The sequence below is a fragment of the Desulfamplus magnetovallimortis genome (assembly GCF_900170035.1).
Lineage (GTDB): Bacteria > Desulfobacterota > Desulfobacteria > Desulfobacterales > Desulfobacteraceae > Desulfamplus > Desulfamplus magnetovallimortis.
The window spans coordinates 758524-779765 of record NZ_LT828540.1; the positions used below are offsets into that span (position 1 = coordinate 758524).

Consider the following 21242-nt stretch of genomic DNA (forward strand, 5'->3'; position numbering starts at 1 on the left):
AAAATTTGAGGCCAGAGTGGATAATTTATAAGCGATTGATTTATCTGTTTTTTCTATTTCATTGATAGCATCATCAATGGATTCAATATCAAGTGCAACAATTGCCTGTTTTAGGGTATCAACAATTTCCTGTGGCAATTTTTTTAAACCATTTTCTGGATGATTTGATAATGATTCTGCATCATCGGCAAGGTCATGATGATGCACCCTTAGTATGCTCTCTCCTTGAGTGTGCGAGCTATCTTCATAGAGATATCTTACACCAAGATGGCGGGAGATGGCATCAAAAATATCTTCAGTCAAAAAAGGTTTTCGTATAAAATCATCACATCCAGCGGAGAGTATTTTATGCTTTTGCTCCTCAAAAACACTTGCTGTCAAGGCTATGATAACCACATTTTTGCCATTATCACTTTCTTTGATACGCCGTGACGCTTCATAACCGTCCATAACAGGCATACGAATGTCCATCCATATTAAATGGGGATGCCATGACTCAAATAGCTCAACCCCCTTAAGGCCGTTTTCCGCAGATCTCACCTGAAACCCTGCATCAAGAAGCAGTTGCAGAAGCAGATTCCGATTTTCTGCATTATCCTCAACCACAAGAATACGAAAATGTTTTTGACCAGGGGCAATTGTTGAGACCCTCAATGTTGAATTCTGCCTGGAGCTACCAAGGGATTCATCAACAGCAACAGGCTGTAAAGGAATGGTAAACCTGAATGTTGAACCTTTGCCAACATCACTTTCAACGGTCAGCTCTCCTTCCATAAGGCGGACATATTCATGGGATATGGAAAGCCCAAGCCCCGTACCCTCGCCTGATTTAATTCCGGTATTTGTCTGTGAAAATTTTTTGAAGAGTTTGGACTTTTCTTCAGGAGCAATCCCCACACCAGTGTCACTCACTTCAAAAGTAATAAACATACTCATTTCTGATTCATTACTGACGCCTGATTTACTTCTGATGTCTGAGTCATTCCATCTTTCAGATTCATTCCTTGTTTCCGGTAGATCCCTTTTTTCAGACTCTTCGCTCCATATTTCTGATACATTACTTTTTCCAGATTCACCACTGATTTCCGGAGAAAAACAGAAAAACTGACCACATACAACCCTTAAAGTCACACTCCCCTCTTTTGTGAATTTAACAGCATTACCGAACAGATTAATGAGAACCTGCTTAATTTTCTGCTGATCCCCTTTAAACCACACAGGTATCTCAGGATCTATATCTTTTACAAGTTGAAGTTCTGTGTTAGCAAACCTTGGCTCAATCATTGAGATAACATCATTAATAAGCTGATGTAAATCAAAAGTGGAAATTTCAATTTCAAGCCTGCCCGCTTCAATCTTTGACACCTCCAGGATATCATTGATCAAAACCAGCAGATGCATGCCACTCTTTAAAATAATACCTGTTCTTTCCTTTTGTTCAGAGGTTGAGTTAGTGTCATTTTTCATTAACTGACTAAAGCCGATAATGGCATTAAGAGGAGTTCTGAGCTCATGACTCATATTGGCAAGAAAATTACTTTTTGCCATATTGGCAGCATCTGCCGCTTTTTCTGCTTCTTTTCTTATTCTTATCTCCTGTTCCAGCGCATTATAGGAGGTCTCAAGACGTGAGGTCATAATATTAAATGATTCGGCAAGCTCACCCAGCTCATCCCTGCGGTTTTGCACAAGATCAATCCTTCGGGAAAGATCTCCTTTGGTTACATCAACTGCCGCATCCCTTACAGATGAAATTGCACGTGCAAGTCGCCTTCCAAAGAAAAATGCCACAATAAGACTCAATAATATTACCGCTGAATATACCATTAACATTCTTTTTTGAAGTTGGTATATTGGCGCAAGCACATCTTCCACCTGATGACCCATAAAAAGCACCCAGTCAAGCTTATTAAGCGAATGTTTTGATGCATTTACTGGAAACAGTGATTGATCTTCCCCATTTTTTGAAAGGGATGCGCTGGCATAGATTTTATCCTTTGCCCCCTCCCTTACTATAGTGAATCCTTCGGGTGAAATGGACGTTTTAAAAAAGGGACGTTCCGAGACATCTTCAAGAAAATTGAAGGGTTTGCTTGAATAGATCAGTTTTCCGGAAACAGTGGCAACCTTTATATCTGTGTATTGATGCATCCTTGTTATGCTTTTTACTTCACGAAGAATCCAGTGTGAAGATATAACAGATTTTACTACACCAACAGGTTTATTATCAGGCTCATCCAAACGAACGGCAACTGTCATACCATAGCCCTGAACAGATGCATCATGTTGCACTTCTGAAATATAGAGACCATTGGACATGGCCTGCTGCCACCACTGTTCATCTGACTGATCATAATCCTCAACTATATTGGACATGGCCACAACTGCCCCATACCTGTTTGTAAGAAATATCTCGGAAAAAATACTTTGGCCCCTGTTTCTCTCGTAAAAATAGATAAAGAGTTCCCTTAAAAGCATGGAAACGCTGTTATTTGAAAGCCTTGCAATAAGAGGAATAATATTGTCAACTGCAAGTTCTCCCTTCTCCTGGGGAGGCAGTGCCAACGTATCCCAGAATAAAACAGGATTAACCCTCCAGATCTCCATGAGCCTCGTTATATCGCCGGCACCTGTACCATGCTGTAATGAAGTGGTTGTTTTTCTCCATAAGATATCATTATCACGAATATAGTCATGGGGTGTTATCATACTGTCAAACCGTCTGTTTGAATCATCAAGATACTCCATGATTTCCGGCCTTAAGGCAATGGTCTGGAGAGACTCCACCTTAAAGGAGAGAATATTTACGATCTGATCATGCATCACCTGGGCCATTCGTACCATATTCCGGCCATATGATATCTCAAGGGCATTACTGCTGACATTAATAGAATAGAGACCCAACACAGAAAGCAGCAGCAATAAAAAAAACACGAGAATGGAAATTTTATTCCTTATACGCATCTTGAATTTTACCGTGAAAATGACTATCATTTTTACATTTGGGCATGGTTAGTACACAATTAATCATACCTGTTTATTAGGAAGTCTCAATAACATGCTGATATATTCAAAATCGACACCTATGATCTTGTAAGCCTTGTCAACACTGTCTGAATCAGGATTCCCAAGATTAACAAGATAAGGCAAGATTATCTATCCTGAGCATCCTATCCATCCTGGTTATCCTGGTTCAGACAACTGCAATAACTTCGGAAAAAGCAATAATATGTCGATTTTGAGGATATACATCGGCTTTCATGTTTTGTTGTGATGCGTCAGCAAACATAGGGGTTTATCTAAAAAGAATATTACCATTTATAATTTGTGCAGGAAAGATAGGAAAAAGAATATCTTTTTTTCCACTTTTAAGTTCAATGTTTCCAAAAACACCTGAATAGACAAAACCCTTTTCAAACATACCCTTGAGAGCATCCATGGTCACAGGCTGATCTTCAAGAATCCCTGATAAAATATAGATAAAATCATACCCGTTTGCTGAGTACTGGGTAAATGGTTTTCCAAACTTTTGATTGTAACGGTTTTTAATCTCGTCAGTAAAATGAAAATTCTTATTATAAATGGCAGGAGCTGTAACATAAACATTTTCAGCTTCAGGTATAGAGGTAACAGAGGGCAGTGTCGCTGTTGTGGTGGAGATAATATCACCCTGATATCCGATCTCACGGAGAGCTTTCAGAATATTTATAATATGCACATCAAAGCCTATGACGCAAACGGCTGAAGTCTCTTTTATAAGCTCCACCTCAGCGGAAAATTTTTTTCCAGATAGAGGAAACGGAGCAGGAACTATTTTTGAGCCAAATGCTTTGCATCTCTTTTCCAGATCCCTGAAAACAGATGTGCCATATGCATCATCAAGATAAATGACGCCAAACCCCTTTGTGGTATGTCCAAGCTGCTCAAAAAGTTCTGCTAGGGGTGGAGCTTCATGCTCAGCAGTAGGCCAGTATCTATATACCCAATCCCCGGTTTTTGTCAATTCAGGCGCTGTGGCCACAAGTCCCACCATAAGGCGTTTTCTCTTTTCAGCAATGGGGGCAAGTTTTATAGAAAGAGAACTCAATGACGAAACAATCACAATGGGATTTTTCTCTTCAAGTGCATCAAATGCACTTTTACCAGGATCCAAGAAGTTGCCTGAAGATGACAAACCATCCGGAGGCGGGGCAGTTGCATCCTCAATTACAAGCTCAATTGCTCGTCCATTAATGCCGCCACGCTCATTAATCTCCTCAACAGCCATGATAAGGCCGTCCCTTATCTCTTCTCCAACATAGGAAGCAGGGCCTGTAAGAACAAGAGCTGCTCCAACACGTACAGGAGAAGCATTCTCTGTACAGGAAATGGTTGAAAGAAACAAAAAAATGGTTATCAAGAACAAAAGTGACTTTATCAATTTTCTGGCCATATTCAAAGCTCCTTATGTATATCATTTAGCTTCAGGCAGTTTTAAGGTTTTCAAGCTCTTCCCACCTTTCATAAAGATTATTCACAGTTTCCTGGGCATCATTTAGCATGGAACATACCTTTGCAAGCTCTTCAGGATTATCTGTTACATCTGGTTCCTGGATTCTTGATTGGAGATTTTCAAGCTGTGCCTCTGCCTCCATTATTTTTTCTTCCATCTGCTCAAGCTCAAATTTGTGCTTGTAGGAAAATGCCTTGCCCTTTTTGTTTTTACTGCTACTTCCATTTTTATGTTTAGCAGCTTTAAGAGTGTCAGGATTATCGCTGTTTTTCACACTTTTTGAAGTTGCCTTTTTTGATTCTTTCTGTCTCTCAAGGCATTGCCTGTAATCGGCAAAAATATAAGCCCCTCCAATACCGTCAAGATAGAGCACAGAAGTGGCAATCCTGTCCAGCAAAAACCTGTCATGGGTGACAATGACAACAGCTCCAGGAAACTCAAGAAGACTCTCTTCAAGGACTTCAAGGGAGGGAATATCAAGATCATTTGTTGGCTCATCAAGAAGCAGAATGTCAGCAGGTTTAAGCATAAGCTCGGCAATAAGTATCCTTGCCTTTTCTCCACCTGAAAGTCGCCTTATGGGCAGAGTTAGCTGATCTGGTGTAAATAGAAATTTTTTTGCCCATGATACCACATGAAGGCTTTTGCCCTTGTAAACAACAGCATCTCCTGCCGGGCTTAAGGCATCTTTTAGCGTCATATCGGGGTCAAGGCGGGATCTGTTCTGGTCAAAAACAGCAATTTTAAGATTTTCAGCACGTTTTACAGTACCTTCATCAGGTTCCACAATATTTTCAAGGATCTGCATGAATGTGGTTTTTCCACTGCCGTTTTCCCCCATAAGACCAAGACGCGTGCCTGGAAGCAGCTTTAAAGTTATATTTCTGAAAAGAGTTCTATTACCGGCACTATTATTACCGACACTATTAAATATATTTTTATCAGGAGTACTCTCCCCATCGTTAATCCTGTTGGACAAAGCAACACTTTTTCCAACATTATGGCAAACAAGAAGCTGCCTTGTTTTTCTGTCAGTTGTATGAAAATCAATGTCAACCGTGCCGGTCTGACGATTACGATGTTTGACTCTTGATAGTTCCAGCCTAAGTTGCTCTGCCTGATCAATCCGGTATTTGGCCTTGGTTGTACGTGCTTTGGCTCCCTGGTTGAGCCATGCGGTTTCCCGTCTCATCTTATTTGAGAGAATCTCTTCCTGTTTTAACTGTGCATCAAGAAGAGTTTCTCTCTGCTGCATGAAGTGCTTATAGCCTCCGTTGGCTGCAAGATAACCTTCGGGATAGCACTTTCCTATCTCCATGATCCTGTGACAGACATTTTCAAGAAAACATCGGTCATGACTTACCACCACAAAGGCAAAATCGCCACCACCAAGAATCTCTTCAAGCCACAGAATTCCATTGATATCAAGATGGTTGGTAGGTTCGTCAAGAAGCAACAGATCAGGCTCAAGGCAAAGGGCGCGGGAAATTGCAAGTCGCTTTTTCCAGCCACCGGACAATGTTTTGCATAGGGCATGTTCGTTTTCAAATCCAGATCTTCCCAGCATTCGCTTTATTCGCCTGAATTTTTCCTGGTCATCAACAGGCTCATGGGATAGAGCTTCCATAAGTGTCTCTTCAATGCTTTTGTCAGGCTCAAGCTCATCTTCCTGGGGAAGATATACAAGGCGGGTCAACTGCTTCAGATATCTCTCTCCGCCATCGGCTGAAGCTCTGTCTGCAACAAGCTTGAGAAGAGTTGACTTTCCGCTGCCATTACTGCCTATCAGGCCAAGTTTCTCTAAAGCTTTAACATTAAAGGAGAGATCTTCAAAGAGATTATCTTCACCATAGGTTTTATAGAGAGATTTATAACTGAATAAAAGTGTCATTTTAATTTATTTTTCAATTTTTTGTGGTTATATTTTATTGCCCAGTAAACACTCATGAGTAATTGGGTTTAATTAACTTAGGAATGAGTCTTAAATAATTTGCCCATTTCAAAACAAGCGACCACTTTAAGCCGTACTTTTGAGAGTTCTAATTGGACACCTTATTTCGTACTCATTCCTTACCCAAACTCCCCCTTGCAAGTCTGTAAAATGTGGCTGGGGCTAGTTGAATGGACAAGTTATTAAAAATCAATTCCGACATCTGATTTACCATTTTTTCCCAATTTATGCCAGCGTGAATGATTCTGTATCACCATATTGCCAAACAAAAAAAACCCCTTGCAGTAAAGCTTTGCAAAGGGTTTTTACTAAACAGCAAACCTTCCATCAAAAAGATAAGGTTTTTGGGTCTGCTTCATGATCAGCTTACAGCCAATCTTTTTTACACACGTCAGCTTTTGCCGTTGAATCCTATGGTTACCTCTCCTTCCTTTAGAATCACCGGTACGTTTCTGGCACCACCGGAAATTTCAAGCATGGTATCAAGATTGGAAGGCTCCATTATGACATCAAAATAACTGAATTCGATATTCTGTTTTGTGAATGCTTCACGAGCAGCCGTTGTGTGGGGTCAGCTACTTTTGCCGAAAATCTTGTTCTTGCTTTCCATTTGCACTCTCCTTTTTTAAATGTTCAAAGTGTCAGAATTGCCATCTTCCGAGTGAGTTACTTGAAAATGGCACAATCTGATTTCATACAGGGTTCACAAGCCTTACTATACCCTGACCATATCCCATCCAAATTTGAGAATAGCCTTTTGAACATCAAAAAACAATGAAATGCTGTATTTATAAAAATTCCATAACTCATGAATAATCATGCCCTGAAGCCTGAAATGGGCAACATCACTTGCAAGCCTTAAAACAGCAGCAAGAACTACATATTCATCCCTGTCAAAGTCTGGATCAATGTCAGCAAGCACTCCCTTGAGGGTTACCAGTGATTTTTCAAAAACAAGAAGATCAGGAGAAAAAACAACTCCAAGATACATGATCTGTTCAATCAGGGATTCCACAGAGGAGAGTACGCCGGTTATACATGTACCCCTTGATTCAACATTTTCGGAAACTATATCCATGACCTTTTTTCCAAGCTCTGAATCCGAAGTTATTGTCCCTCCGGACATAATATCTGCGGCATAGTATATCAAGGTTGAATTGCCGGCTATCAATCCTGAAATCATTAAAACCACTGCCATACGCTCCAGGCGGCTTAGACGGCCTACCATTGCCCAGTCATAGAAGATTATCTCTGGTTTGTTGTCCCTGAACCGGTAAGCTATATTACCTGCATGTGGGTCACCGTGAAAGATGCTTTCACGCTCAAGGTCAATAATGGGTCTGAGAATACAAAGCTGGGTCACCTTTTTTGCAATGGAACGCCTCTGTTTTAAAGAGAGATGGGACACATCGGTGATTTTGGTGCCGTCAAGGCGTGTCATAACTGTGACATTCGGAGTTGAAAAAGGCATTTTTTGGGGTATATATACAGAAGGTTCAGCACTGTAATATTTAGATACAGCCTCAAGATTCTTTTGCTCAAGATGCAGATCCACCTCATTTTGGAGCAGCCAGCTCACCTGGTCAATGGTACCTTTAAACTGAAAATTTCCAAGCCCCCACTCATCTTTGTTTTCATCAAGATACTCTCCAAGGTGCCCCCACAAAGCAAGTTCGGCTGCCATGTTTTTCTTTATGAATGGCTTGACCATTTTACAAACAACAGGTTTTGGGCTCTTTAAAAAATCATTGTTTTTACCAGGGATTTTTTTACTGTTCATTTGAGTTGGCAATTCAATGTACATTTTAGCCGGAATAACAGCACAGACACTTGCTTCTGCAAGAATATTCTCCTCCAGCTCAAGATATAGAGAGCGGCACTGATCTGATTGAGCCGGATGGCTATTTTTTCCATGTACAAGATCGTCAACAAGAACACCTGAAAGATCCTTGAATGTAACTGTTGCCATGTTGTCTTCAAGATCAACAAGTGATTTTTTAAAGTCTTCTTCAACTCCAGGGCTTCTACCTATGATCTGACTTAATTTATGGAGAGTTGGCATATCCTTTACTAATGTGCATATGCGCTTGCCAGAGTCTGCATCCATGGGAAGCGTGAGCTGATCAACAATTTTGTCAACAATCCGCTCTCTGGAAAGGTGAGTTATAAGATAAACAGCACCTTCCAGAACAACTTTACGGAACTTGGCATACTGGGGCGGGAGAAAACCATCCACGCCTGCTGAAACAAGCATGGTTCTGATTACAGAAGGCAGATTTCCTTTTGAGATATCGTCCGAGACTATTTCCATTGTACGCTGAAAAACAACCGATCTGGGCGGAGTTTTCCCATCAATCAGTGACAGAACTTCCAAATATTTTGAAAAAGACAAATTGGCATCTGTGTTTTCAGAGGTCTCATTCTTCTTCTCTTCTGTGGTATTTATCATTATTATATCCCTGTTCTTTTATAATTTTGGCATCGTTACAAGGTAAACAATACGCATAAAAGAACCGGATATAAATAGAGCACTCTTTTTTATACACTTCTTTTACATTACACACTTCTACTATAAGAGTCCTAACTTCTCAAATCCACCACCACATATTGTACTTTCAATTCTTTGAAAAATACTATCTGTGGTCTCCATTTAGAGAAGTTATGACTGACGAGTATAGTATTCCAGATAATTAAATTGATAATGGAAAAGTCTAACAATCTCTTATCTGGATTAATTTTTTTGACCAAATAAAATATTTTTCTGGAAAGCTATATACTCAAAATCGACACCTATGATCTTGTAAGCCTTGTCAACACTGTCTGAATCAGGATTCCCAAGATTAACAGGATAAGGCAGGATTATCTATCCTGAGTGTCTTCTGTTATGCTCTTAAACAAATTTCCAGGTTGTTCCTCCAGGCCCATCTTCCAGAACTATTTTCATTTCATCAAGTTGTGCTCTTATCTCATCTGCTCTGGCAAAATTCTTTGCCTTTCGTGCCTCTGTTCGCTCGGCAACAAGGCTGTCAACAAAAGCAGGATCAATGCCTTTCATGGCAATTCCTTCCTCTTTTTTGCTTCTGAAATATTCTGCCGGATCATGGGAAATAATACCAAGTATCTCACCCATTTTCTTAAGATCTGAACAGATAGTTTCTAATTTTTCTTTTTGGGAAGATGACAATGTTTCACTATTTTGCAATGATTCACTGTTGTCATCAAGGATTTTATTGCCCTTTCTCACACAATCAAAAACAGCAGCCATACCCCTTGCTGAGTTGAAATCATCATCCATTGCTTCCCTGAAGATAGCAAAGTCTTCTCCTCCTGAAACATTCCCAGAGCTTTTAGCTCCGGAATATAAAGTATTACCATCTTTGGTTCCGGAACTTTTATCTTCGGAAAAGTCAAAGCATGGTTCAAGGAGAAGCTCAACCCCTGCCTTCTGTGCCCTGTCAAGGAATCCATATATCTTGTCAAGGCTTGAAATAACTTCATCCATTGAATTTTCATTATAGTCAATGGGGCTTCTGTAGTGCTTTGACAGAAGAAAAAGACGTATGACCTCTGGATGATATCTCTTAAGAACATCTTTTATCATTGTGAAGTTGCCAAGGGATTTTGACATCTTTTCGTTGTTTATATCCACAAAACCATTATGAACCCAGTATTTAACAAACTGGCATCCGGAAAGAGCCTCTGACTGGGCAATTTCATTTTCATGGTGCGGAAATATAAGATCCTTTCCACCACCGTGTATATCAAAGCCCTCACCAAGATAACGGTTACTCATTGCGGAACATTCAATGTGCCATCCGGGTCTTCCGGGCCCCCAGGGGCTTTCCCATGCAGGCTCTCCCTCCTTTGCAGGTTTCCAGAGTGTAAAATCCATGGGGTTTTTCTTGTTTTCATCAACGGCAATTCTTGCACCGGCAATCATATCATCAGGATTTCTGCCGGAAAGTTTCCCATATCCTTCAAATGATGAGATTGAAAAAAAGACGTCACCACCTTCCACATGATAGGCTTTTTTATTTTCAATCAGCTTTGAGATAAAGTTTATGATATCCTGAATATGTTCAGTTGCTTTTGGCTCAATGGTTGGCCTTAAAACATTCAGGGAATCCATCTCGTTGTGGAACTCTTTGATATATTTTTCAGATATATAAATAGGATCATGGCCTGTTTCATTTGCCTTGTTAATGATCTTGTCATCCACATCTGTAAAGTTTCTCACATAACATACATCATATCCAGAGGCTCTAAACCATCTGAATATCACATCAAAAATAACAACAGATCTGGCATGACCGATGTGACTTGTATCATAGACAGTGGGGCCGCAGACATACATTCCCACCTTTCCTGGTTTCAGAGGTACAAACTCTTCTTTCTTTCCGGTCAGTGTGTTATAAATTTTCAAGCTCATATTTGTTCATCCTGATTTTTTTGAAATTTTCCTTATTAAAACAACGGCATGGGCAGCAATGCCCTCCCCTCTTCCCTCAAAGCCAAGTCCTTCTGTAGTGGTTGCTTTTACATTAACAGATTCAGGGGAGATTTCAATGGTTGACGCAATTTTATGAGACATTTCATCCTTGTAAGGCTCAAGCTTCGGGGCCTGTGCAAACACAGTTGTGTCAATATTTTCAATGGCGTAACCCGCCTCATTGAGTATATTGGCACATCGCTTCAAAAGTATTAGGCTTGAGATATCCTTGTACAATGGATCAGAGTCAGGGAAATGCCTGCCTATGTCCCCAAGACCTGCTGCGCCAAGAATTGCATCACACACAGAATGAACCAATACATCTGCATCGGAGTGCCCTCTAAGGACTTTATCAAAGGGAACAGTCACACCGCCAAGAATCAATTTACGGCTAACGTCATGCACAAGAGCATGTACATCATATCCGGAACCTATTCTGAATGTCATAATTTGTGATTTCCTTTTTTCCAGTTTAACATGCTGCATTCTCTTATTGTTTCTTTACGGCAAGCATGCGCGAATTATTATATATAACGTACATAGCGGATGGCCGCCACAATCAAATAGATGAAAGCTATTTTAAATGTCATTTTTTGGCATCCTTCATATCATACAGAAAGTACTTTACACTTTCCAGAACAGTATCCCCGAAAAACGGGCATTCTTTTCGGGAAAGTGTAAACTGGGAAATGAAAGATGCCCATTTTTTTTGGAAATTTCTGGCTTAAACACTCTTATTATGGCATGATTTTTAACATGAGGAACTATTGCTGTTTTCTTGTTGCTCTAAAACCAACATGGCGGATGACCACCACAATCGAAGTGTTGAAAGTCATTTTAAAACTTACACAATAAAGTCAATGAAGTAACTCAAAAATATAAAGAGATCATTATGACCCCTTCCCCTCTTTCAGAAAATATAATAAGAATAGCCGACCGGCTTGGATTCAAGTCAAAAACGTCCACACGTCTTCTGATTGCAGCAGCCATAGAAACCGGACACTCGATTTTAAAAAGACCCGGAATTAAAGCCACCCTGGAATCAAAATATATGCAACTTGTAAATCAGGAACCTGAAAACCAGGCTTATCCTGAAGTTGTCAACAACCATATCAACTCCATTGTATCATTTTTCAGAAGATATTCACTCTTTCCGGAAAGGCTTGGAATTGATGGCGTTCCTGGAAGCGGAAAAAGCACCCTTGCACGCCTTTTAGCTGAAAAATACAATATGTCCTGGCGCTCCCTTGATCACACGAATATGGAAAAAGCGGTTGATCTCAGTGAAAAAGACACAATTTATGAACATCACAGACTTTTCAGGACACAAAATATCGACAATTTTGATGCCATCATATATATAGATGAACCTGTCTCTCTGTCCATGCAAAAAGTGCTTCACAGAAAAAGGGGAGGATATCTTCTGGAGCTTATGAACTATGAACTACTTAAAAATGTTGGTAAAAAGGCATTTGAAGTCGGCGATGGTGATATTTTTAATGTCCCGGAAAGCTTTCTCAAGATAAAACTGAGACCTGCCAAAGGCTTCAAAGTTATGGAAAACCTTTGCAGGGAACTTGAAATGACTCCTGAAAAAGCGTCCCGTTTCTCAAAAGAGCAGCTTCTTTTTATCTCACTTGGCCACAGACCCAGAAAGGGATTTACAGCCTACGCAAATCCGTTGACCTTTACAGGTGATATTTTTGATGGCCTTTTAAAGGGTTTGCATGCTGCATCTTTTAGAAGATCATAAGCTGCATGCCATTAGGAAATTTTAAGCAGATGCTTCAAAAGATGATTGAAAAAATGGTTGAAAAGAGTGTTTTGTTGAACAGAATCATGCTGATTGATGAATCTGTCTCTGTTTTTATGGAAAAAAATGAAAACCCGTGGTGCAGCAAAATATTGGGTTCTCTTACCCACATTGGAGACGGGCCTGTATGGATACTCTTTTACTTTTGTGCGCTTTTCTATCACAACCATCCATTTATAATCGTTGTTTACCAGTTGATTGCAGGGGAGATTCTGGGTCTTTTGATCATAATAGTGATACGCTATGTGGTAAAAAGGGCGCGGCCGCAACCCAGAAAGTCATCAATCATACACTGGAACAACTATTCTTTCCCCTCCCAGCATGCATACCGTGTTGCACTTGCTGCAACCATTGCAGGCCTCTGGTGCGCTGAACTTACGCCTGCCCTTTTTTTTGTGGCAGCCATTGTCTCTTTCAGTAGAATTTACCTTTTAAAGCACTATCTGTCAGATGTAATAGCAGGTGCATCAGGGGGATTAGTATGCGCCTTAATATTGTACAACTTACTTTTATAATCAAAATCGACATCTAATTGCTTTTTTGCAGTTTCGGAATTTGTCTGAATCAGGATAGCCAGGATAAAAAGGATGTTTAGGATAGATAATCCTGCCTTATCTTTGTTAATCTTGGGTATCCTGATTCAGACAGTGTTGACAAGGCTTACAAGATCATAGGTGTCAACTTTGAGTAAACATGATAAAGCACAGGAGAGACAGCTTGGCAAAAAATAGACCCATTCCGCAACTGAATGATTTTCAGAATGCAAATATTCTGGTGATAGGAGATATAATGCTGGACTGCTACCTTTGGGGAAAGGTTGAGAGAATTTCACCGGAAGCTCCGGTACCCATTGTACATGCCCAGAAAAAGACATACATGCTCGGAGGTGCCGGCAATGTGGCACTTAACCTATCATCACTTGGGTGCAACTGCAATATCATAGCACTGTGCGGCATGGACAGTGCTGGAAGCAGAGTTGAAAAGATGCTTGAAGAAAACAGAATATCTTGCCATCTGCTTAATGATGAGAACCGCATGACCATAACAAAAACAAGGATCATGGCAATCAAGCAGCAGCTTCTCAGAATTGATGAAGAGAAAAAGCATGTGCTGTCAGAGAATGAAAAAGAGTCTCTTCTGACCAGAATAAAAAAGACACTCCCTCAATATCATAGCGTCATTCTGTCAGACTACGGTAAGGGATTATTGCAGACACAAGGTTTTACAGAATCTGTCATCTCCCTTTGCAGGAGTCAAAAAATCCCTGTTCTTGTGGATCCAAAAGGGAGGGACTGGGAAAGATACAACAACGCAACCTGCGTAACACCAAACAGTGCTGAACTCAATCTTGTGGCCGGTGAAATGGAATCTGGTGATAATTCGGAAAATCCACTTGAAGAGGAAAAGCTCCTTGTGGAGATATCACGCAAAATCAGAGAAAGGTATGGGCTTGAATGGCTCCTTGTAACCCGTGGACCAAAAGGGATGTGTCTTACAGGAAAAGATGAAAAACCTTTTATTGTGGCCACCCAGGCACGACAGGTCTATGATGTATCCGGTGCAGGGGATACAGTTATATCAGTGCTTGCTGCCGGCCTCTCCATTGGTCTCTCATTTGAAGATGCTGCACTTCTTGCCAATAAAGCAGCCGGCATTGTTGTGGGCAAGGTTGGAACTCAGCCTGTAACCAAAGATGAGCTGGAACTCGCCATAAATACTAACAACTAAAAAAAGGGATAAAAATAGCAACATCTTCAACTTGGGCTCAGTAAATGCACTCAGACTTTTATTGCCAGGTTATTTTGTGTAGATAATAAGCCTGTCCCCGGGGTGAATCACACTGTTTTTTTTCAGATTGTTCCATCCGAGAAGAGTGGAAAGCGGAACCCCGTATCTTTGGGCAATCATGGAAAGCCCCTCCCCTTTTCTTACAACATGATATTTTTTTGAAGTAGAGCTGCCGCTGTTGCCGGAAGAGCTGTTTTTTTGTTTCCAGCTTGAATAGCTGTTTGAAAATGCCCTTTCAAATCCCCTTTCTCTACCATGGGGTACGAAGATTTCATATTTTCCGGAAGTGAGGTGATACCCCCTGATATCAGGATTTAGATCCTTGATCTCCTTAAATGTAGTCTCTGCTGCACTGGCAATCAGAGTAAGGGGAATCCTTGAGGGTAAATTAAGGTTAACCTTTGAAAACTGCATTACAGGATATAGATCTTCACTGGTATAATTAAAGCCGTATTTTCCAGGATTTTCCATGATCTCTCTTGCGGCAATAACCTTGAAAACGTAGCGCTGGGTTTCAAGGTACAGATAGAGCTGGTAGTAATCATTGATTTCCTGAAACGAAATTTCATTGGAGAGGCCACTCTCCCCCATGTTATAGGCTGCCATTGCAAGTGCCCATGAATTAAACTGTCCATAAAGTTTTTTTAAATAGGCGCATGCAGCTCTTGTTGATTTAAAAAGATTTCTTCGTTCATCAATTGATGAATCCACTCTCAGACCAAACCTTCTTGCAGTATCAGGAATAAACTGCCAGAATCCCACAGCACCCTTTGATGAACCCGCATTTGCCCTCAAACCGCTCTCTATTACTGCAACGTACTTTAATTCATCAGGAAGCCCCTCTTCTTTCAGAATACGCTCCATGTGGGGAAAATACTGGGATGCCCGCTTTATCCAGAGAATAACCTGTGCACGATCCCACAGAGCCAGAAGCATCTCTTTTTCAAGGCGTTCCCTGACATCGTGTATGTGGACAGGTATTTTTTCTCCGCACAGATTAAGGGAACCACTATATCTTGTGCTTTTGAATAGAGATGGCAGTGGCTCCATACGTTCAATTGAAAACTCCTGATCAGCCGCTGACACATATATGGCGGGGATCAAGAGCGAAATTGCAAGTATTGCAATGGGCAGCAACGTCCTGAAGAAAATTTTCATTACTACGCTCCTTATTTTTAAATTACCGTGAAAATACCCCCTGATTATTTTCATGGCCCGGGGTTACCTCTGAATTCGACCATGAAGTTTTAGTTAAACACAAATATAAACAATTGTACACCAAAATCCATAAAACATACCTATAGTTGCCCTTTCAAGGCATGAAAATCATCTTTCATGAAATTGTTTTTTTCTTCTTTCATGAGATTGTTTTTTTTGACTTTTTACCCTGTCTCGGTTAAATATGATTCCGTTATGTTTGGAAAAAAGAAAAAAAATAAAGAGGCCTCGGATACACCTTCAGACAGTGCTGCCGGAAAAGAAACAAAGGAGTCTAAAAAAGGCAAAGGTAAAGGAGCAACGGAAGAGCTTCCCCAGCCGGAATCCAATGCAAAAGGCAGCGGAAAAAAGAAAAAATTTTTTACTATAAAAAAAATGATCTTTATCCTTATGCTGCTTGCTGCTGTTGCCATTGCCGGTTTTGTTGTCTATCGTATCTATTTTAAGAAAGCTGATACTGCAACAGCAGGATATGCACAGCAGGAGCTTGTAAATATAACTTTGCCTGAAGAGATCCTCCGCTTTTCATATGACTTTATGCCGGCCATATACGATTCCCTGCGTACATTTAACAGCGAGGTTATTCTTCTTGAAAATGAAATTGAACGCATAAAAGCCATTGCAGAGCAATATCCTGATCAAAAAAAGATTGCTGAAAAAGAGATAAAAATCTGGGAAAAAGAAAAAGATAAGATGAAGAAAGCCTATGAAAAAATCGAGACAAAGGTGGAAGCTCTCTATGTCTCATACAGGGTAAATCAGGATGCAGGACTTCAACTTGTTGATGAACAGAAAGCAGAAATTGCCCAGAGTGCACAGGATGCCCTTACGGGGTCACTTGCATTGACTGAACGCCTTAAAACAGTGGCTCCTGAAGTTATTCCCGAGGGATTTGTAAAAGGCAATATATATAAAATAAAAAAGAAAATTACAGAGTTAACAAATTGAGTCACCATCTCCTAATAACTCAAAATCGACATCTTATTGCTTTTTCAGAACTTATTGCATTTGTCTGAATCAGGATAACCAGGATGAATAGGATGTCCAGGATAGATAATCTTGTATTATCCTGTTAATCCTGGGAATCCTGATTCAGACAGTGTTGACAAGGCTTACAAGATCATAGGTGTCGACTTTGAGTAATAAGGAGATGATGTATGCTCGCCACAATCTAAGTGTTGAAAGTCTTTTTAACAACAAGATTATGCAGACTTTCTAATAAAGAACCCACAAAATGAAAAAAATCATCGGCAGTACAACCGGCCTTAAATCGACACAAATCAAGGCGCTTGAAAATCTCTATCTTTTCAGAACCCCACCTGAAGAGCTTATAACAGAACAACAACTTAATGCCCTGACAGCCATTTCCCATGATATACGGCGTCAGGTCGGCCTTCTTATAAACCGTGCAGGAAAAACAGTTCATGTTATTGCAGGAGATCCCCACAGAATCGTCATTCCTGATACTCCTGATTACAAGGCACTTCCTGGACGACTGAAAGGACTCAGGTGTATCCACACCCATCTTGTTCCTGGGGAGTCTCTTACAACAGATGACGTAACAGACCTTTCGCTTCTTCGACTTGATTTTATGGCAGCAGTGACCATAACCCCTGAAGGTGAGCCTGACATAATTTATCCTGCCCACATTCTGCCCACTGAAGAGGGTATTCCATATGAACTTGTTCCACCGGTAACAATTAACAATCTTGACATTAACTGTAATGCCTTGATTATGGCCCTGGAGTCGGAACTTGCCAGAAAAAATGCACTCTACAGGACAGAAACTGATGAAGAAAAGGCAATGCTTATACATGTCACAACAGGAGACCCACTTACCTCACAGGCATCACTTGACGAACTTGAAGAGCTTTGCACCTCAAGCCGTATCCATGTAACAGGCAGAGCCATCCAGCGGAGAAAGGTCATTGATCCCAAATTTGTTGTTGGAAAAGGTAAACTTGAAGAGATTACCATCAATGCAATCCAGCGTCATGCCACAATGATGATTTTTGATACAGAGCTTACACCTGCCCAAATTCGCTCCATAACTGATTTTGTTGAGATGAAGGTTATTGATCGAACCCAGCTTATACTTGACATCTTTGCAAACCGTGCCAAAAGTCGGGAGGGAAAACTTCAGGTGGAGCTTGCCCAGCTTAAATATCTTCTGCCAAGACTCATCACCAGAAACACCGCAATGTCAAGACTGACAGGAGGCATAGGAGGAAGAGGGCCTGGAGAGACCAAACTTGAAATAAACAGAAGAAGGGTAAGAGACAGAATTGTAAAACTTGGCAAGGAGATCAAGCAGATAAGAAAACAACGGAACCAGCAGAGAGCAAAAAGAAACAGAAAACAGGTACCGGTCATATCCATTGTTGGTTATACCAATGCTGGCAAATCAACTCTTCTGAACACCCTTACACAAAGCGAAATACTTGCCGAGGACAAGCTCTTTGCAACCCTTGATCCGTCAAGCAGACGTCTGAGATTTCCAAAGGACATAGAGGTAATCATTACAGATACTGTGGGATTTATCCAGAACCTGCCGGAGGAGTTGATGGAGGCATTCCATGCAACCCTTGAAGAGCTTGAGGATGCTGATATTCTTCTCCATGTTATTGATATCAGCAACCCCCGATATGAACAGCAGATGCAGTCTGTTGAGAAAATTCTTGCAAAACTTAAACTGGATGAAATCCCCCTTATTTATGTATTTAATAAACAGGACAGAATAGAGCTTGCCACCTTTGACAATATGTGGCTTCTTAACCAGGGTGTACTGATCTCGGCAACAAAGCAGGAAACCCTTAAACCACTTGTAAGCCGACTTGAAGAGATGGTGAATAATCGTTACGAAGCAAATAATTATTACAATAATGCCCTGCCGAGGGAAACTAACCAAAGCATGTTAGAACCAGCCCCATCCATCCAGAAGGAAAATGATTATGAATGATTATGAATGGTTAAAAAGTGTCAAAGAACTGAATCAGATTGTTTTTAATATTAACATTGCAAAATCCAATGAAGATCAAATTAATGCAGGAAATGCTCTTTTTGCATATACAGTAAGACAAGATATTAATGAAGAGCTTAGAATGCTTGCTGAAAATATTGCCATGCTCATGGTTCAGAAAGAAGGCAGAGAACTGCATCTTGAGTTTATGGAAGGGGATCTTGAAAAAACATGCAGTGAACTTCACACAGCAAAGCATGATCCCCTTACAGGGCTTCCCAACAGAGGACTTTTCAATGCAAACCTTGACTCCATGTTTGAAAAAGCAAAAAAAGAGAACAGAAAACTTGCTCTGCTACTTCTTGATTTGGACAGGTTCAAACCTGTAAATGACACATATGGACATGATGCTGGTGATGAGCTTCTGAAGCAGTCTGCAAACCGCATCAGTGAGGCAGTTGGAGATTCCGGCTGCGCAGGTCGCCTTGGAGGAGATGAATTTGCAGCCTTTTTGCCGGATATAAAGGATCAACAGGAAGCATGTCAGGTTGCCCAAAAGATACTTTTAAGCATAAAAAAACCATTTCAACTTGAAGCTGCAACGGTTTTTATTGATTCTTCAATTGGAATCAGCTTTCTTGACCATACAACAAAAGATCCCTGTGATCTTGTCAAAAATGCAGATGTTGCAATGTATGAGGCCAAAAATGCAGGCAGGGGAAGGTATGTGGCATATATACCGGAAAAAAGAATTGTGGAAGGGAATGAAAAAAATAAAAATCGGTTTATTGAGGCACGCCTTCAAGGGCAGCCAGAATAACATTTTTCATGTTTTCCCTTAACTGGGCATTATCAGGCTTTGTTATACTGGATGTTTTATGCTGCCGTGCCTCTCTGTTGTTATGTAAATTTTTCACATTATCCTTTTCGTTGCCCTTGGTTTTTCCGCATATACTTTTAAAAAATAGCTGGCACACCTCTTTTGATGAATTACTCCACTTGACAGTAACTCCTTCTCTGAGATGCTCAGAAATCTCATTGAAAAGGTTCTCTGTGACCTCACGGCGGGCATGTGCCCAGTTGATTACACTGCCGTGAAAAATAAGCAGACGATCAAGAAGAATATACATAAAATTAAGATTGCAAAGAGGCCCTATTTGAAGCTTATCCCTGCCAAGGGGTACCCCCTTGAAGCTAATCTCTGCCATCTGCTTTCCCTTCAGCATTGCATATCCAGCTCCAAGGATTCCACCAATTGTTGAAAAAACTCCAAATGTCAACCCTGCTGCTGCAACATCAAGAACAACCCCCACAGCCCCGCCTGCGGCTCCTGCTGCAAGTGCGGTTTCCCTTGGAGATAATCCCAGAAACTGCCATGTCTTTTCACTAAAAAGATCTTCATTTAATATTGAGTTCTCAGGGAGTTCACAGTTAAAAATATTATGCCTGTATAATTTGCGTATTTTGTAGTGAGTTCTCTTTTCAAGGACTTCAACCTCTTTTCTGAATCTCTCCTCAAGGGTAGCTTTGAGATCTTCAAACTTCTGATTTCCGCTTATGGTACCTGTAACAGAAAGAGACATGATCTCTTCAAGCATCCTGACAGCCATGGATGCTGTAAGAGTGTTTCTGGCACTCCAGTCATTCCTGAATGCATCAATTACGCAATTCAAGGCAGGCTGCCAATCCTGGTCAACCCCTTTAAGGCTTTCAAGGAGATCAATCCTTTCTGCCCATGTTGCTTTGTGAGCGTTAAAAATTCTTATGGAATTAAAGTGGCGCCGAAATTCTGTTTTCCACTGTTCAAGCCACGCTGTATCATCTTCCTTGCAATTAATAATTGACATTCTTGGTCTTGCGGTCAGGCGAAGGATCTCCATTTCAATGCGGTCGCTGGTCCTGAGGGGCCTTGAACCATCAACCACATATATGATACCTGCTCCTCTGGCCACAGGGGTCAGGAGTTCACACTCATCCCTGAAATCAGGATTATTTTGGTGCTCTTTGATAAAATTATGCAACAAAAGTTCATCAGGACCATTGTATTTCTGCATCCATGCCAGGGTCTCCCTTGGATTTTGAAAACCCGGAGTGTCAACAAATGTTATAATCTCTTTTCCGTCAATGGTCACCGGAAAGGACTGGCAGAAAATGGTTTCCCCTGGTATTGGACCTATACGCACAGAATCATCTTCAGCAAGGGTTGAAACCACAGAAGATTTTCCTTCATTGGGATGGCCTATAATGGCAAAAACAGGAATTTTTTCCTGATCTGTTTGCAGTTTATCCCTGGTCATACTATCTTTTGTCAGTTTATCTTCGACCACATTATCATTTTGCAGTTTATCTTTGCTCACGTTATCATTTTGCAGGCTATCATTTTTCAGGTTAGCATTTTGCAGGTTATCGTTTTTCAGGTTAGCATTTTGCAGGTTATCGTTTTGCAGGTTATCGTTTTGCAGGTTATCATTTTGTTGTTTATCACTTTCTTTATTTGAATAATTCATTTTAATTTGCCTTTTTGGTGTAAAT

16 protein-coding genes are annotated in these 21242 nt (G+C 40.6%); 6 read left to right on the plus strand and 10 right to left on the minus strand.

Annotated features, from left to right (window positions below):
* From MTBBW1_RS02965 to ispF, 8 genes are all read right to left on the minus strand, one after another.
* Window positions 1-2964, minus strand: a 2964-nt coding sequence (locus MTBBW1_RS02965) for a HAMP domain-containing hybrid sensor histidine kinase/response regulator (RefSeq protein WP_186441055.1), incomplete at its 3' end; no start/stop codon positions are given.
* A gap of 63 nt (window positions 2965-3027) precedes the next feature.
* Window positions 3028-3150: a hypothetical protein gene (locus MTBBW1_RS29925; protein ID WP_281255609.1), complete on the minus strand. Its 123-nt coding sequence runs from the start codon at window positions 3148-3150 to the stop codon at window positions 3028-3030.
* A 145-nt stretch (window positions 3151-3295) separates the two neighbouring features.
* Entirely contained in the window at window positions 3296-4432 is a 1137-nt protein-coding gene (locus tag MTBBW1_RS02970) for an ABC transporter substrate-binding protein (protein ID WP_080798940.1), read from the minus strand.
* Window positions 4433-4463: 31 nt separating this feature from the next.
* On the minus strand, window positions 4464-6383 hold the full coding sequence (locus MTBBW1_RS02975; protein WP_080798943.1) for an ABC-F family ATP-binding cassette domain-containing protein: 1920 nt from the start codon (window positions 6381-6383) through the stop codon (window positions 4464-4466).
* A gap of 451 nt (window positions 6384-6834) precedes the next feature.
* Window positions 6835-7053 (minus strand): UXX-star selenoprotein family 1, encoded by a 219-nt coding sequence (uxx1, locus tag MTBBW1_RS29930; RefSeq protein ID WP_281255610.1) that lies wholly within the window; start codon window positions 7051-7053, stop codon window positions 6835-6837.
* A gap of 105 nt (window positions 7054-7158) precedes the next feature.
* Window positions 7159-8892 (minus strand): AarF/UbiB family protein, encoded by a 1734-nt coding sequence (locus MTBBW1_RS02985; protein ID WP_080798948.1) that lies wholly within the window; start codon window positions 8890-8892, stop codon window positions 7159-7161.
* A gap of 441 nt (window positions 8893-9333) precedes the next feature.
* Complete coding sequence (gene cysS, locus MTBBW1_RS02990) at window positions 9334-10872, minus strand: cysteine--tRNA ligase (protein WP_080798950.1); 1539 nt, start codon at window positions 10870-10872, stop codon at window positions 9334-9336.
* A 6-nt stretch (window positions 10873-10878) separates the two neighbouring features.
* Window positions 10879-11379 carry a 2-C-methyl-D-erythritol 2,4-cyclodiphosphate synthase gene (gene ispF, locus MTBBW1_RS02995; protein ID WP_080799690.1) on the minus strand — a complete coding sequence of 167 codons (501 nt, stop codon included), beginning with the start codon at window positions 11377-11379 and terminating at the stop codon, window positions 10879-10881.
* Between the two features lie 445 nt (window positions 11380-11824).
* Between ispF and MTBBW1_RS03000 the strand changes: the two genes are divergently transcribed.
* The 3 genes from MTBBW1_RS03000 (at window position 11825) to rfaE1 (ending at window position 14473) form a co-directional block, all read left to right on the plus strand.
* Window positions 11825-12685, plus strand: coding sequence for an ATP-binding protein (locus MTBBW1_RS03000; protein ID WP_080798953.1), 861 nt, complete (start codon window positions 11825-11827; stop codon window positions 12683-12685).
* 29 nt (window positions 12686-12714) lie between these two features.
* Window positions 12715-13260: a phosphatase PAP2 family protein gene (locus tag MTBBW1_RS03005; RefSeq protein ID WP_186441056.1), complete on the plus strand. Its 546-nt coding sequence runs from the start codon at window positions 12715-12717 to the stop codon at window positions 13258-13260.
* A gap of 202 nt (window positions 13261-13462) precedes the next feature.
* Window positions 13463-14473, plus strand: a complete 1011-nt coding sequence (gene rfaE1 / locus MTBBW1_RS03010; RefSeq protein ID WP_186441057.1) for a D-glycero-beta-D-manno-heptose-7-phosphate kinase — start codon at window positions 13463-13465, stop codon at window positions 14471-14473.
* Between the two features lie 69 nt (window positions 14474-14542).
* On the opposite strand, the gene MTBBW1_RS03015 is transcribed toward rfaE1, so the two are convergent.
* Window positions 14543-15691: a lytic transglycosylase domain-containing protein gene (locus MTBBW1_RS03015; RefSeq protein WP_080798960.1), complete on the minus strand. Its 1149-nt coding sequence runs from the start codon at window positions 15689-15691 to the stop codon at window positions 14543-14545.
* Window positions 15692-15907: 216 nt separating this feature from the next.
* Between MTBBW1_RS03015 and MTBBW1_RS03020 the strand changes: the two genes are divergently transcribed.
* From MTBBW1_RS03020 to MTBBW1_RS03030, 3 genes are all read left to right on the plus strand, one after another.
* Window positions 15908-16699 carry a hypothetical protein gene (locus MTBBW1_RS03020; RefSeq protein ID WP_139786644.1) on the plus strand — a complete coding sequence of 264 codons (792 nt, stop codon included), beginning with the start codon at window positions 15908-15910 and terminating at the stop codon, window positions 16697-16699.
* A gap of 286 nt (window positions 16700-16985) precedes the next feature.
* Complete coding sequence (gene hflX, locus MTBBW1_RS03025) at window positions 16986-18710, plus strand: GTPase HflX (RefSeq protein WP_080798965.1); 1725 nt, start codon at window positions 16986-16988, stop codon at window positions 18708-18710.
* Window positions 18703-19530: a GGDEF domain-containing protein gene (locus MTBBW1_RS03030; RefSeq protein WP_186441058.1), complete on the plus strand. Its 828-nt coding sequence runs from the start codon at window positions 18703-18705 to the stop codon at window positions 19528-19530. The genes hflX and MTBBW1_RS03030 overlap by 8 nt, the downstream gene beginning before the upstream one ends.
* On the opposite strand, the gene MTBBW1_RS03035 is transcribed toward MTBBW1_RS03030, so the two are convergent.
* On the minus strand, window positions 19496-21217 hold the full coding sequence (locus MTBBW1_RS03035) for a GTPase/DUF3482 domain-containing protein (protein ID WP_245809222.1): 1722 nt from the start codon (window positions 21215-21217) through the stop codon (window positions 19496-19498). The two genes, MTBBW1_RS03030 and MTBBW1_RS03035, sit on opposite strands and share 35 nt — an antisense overlap.
* Window positions 21218-21242: the final 25 nt, after the last annotated feature.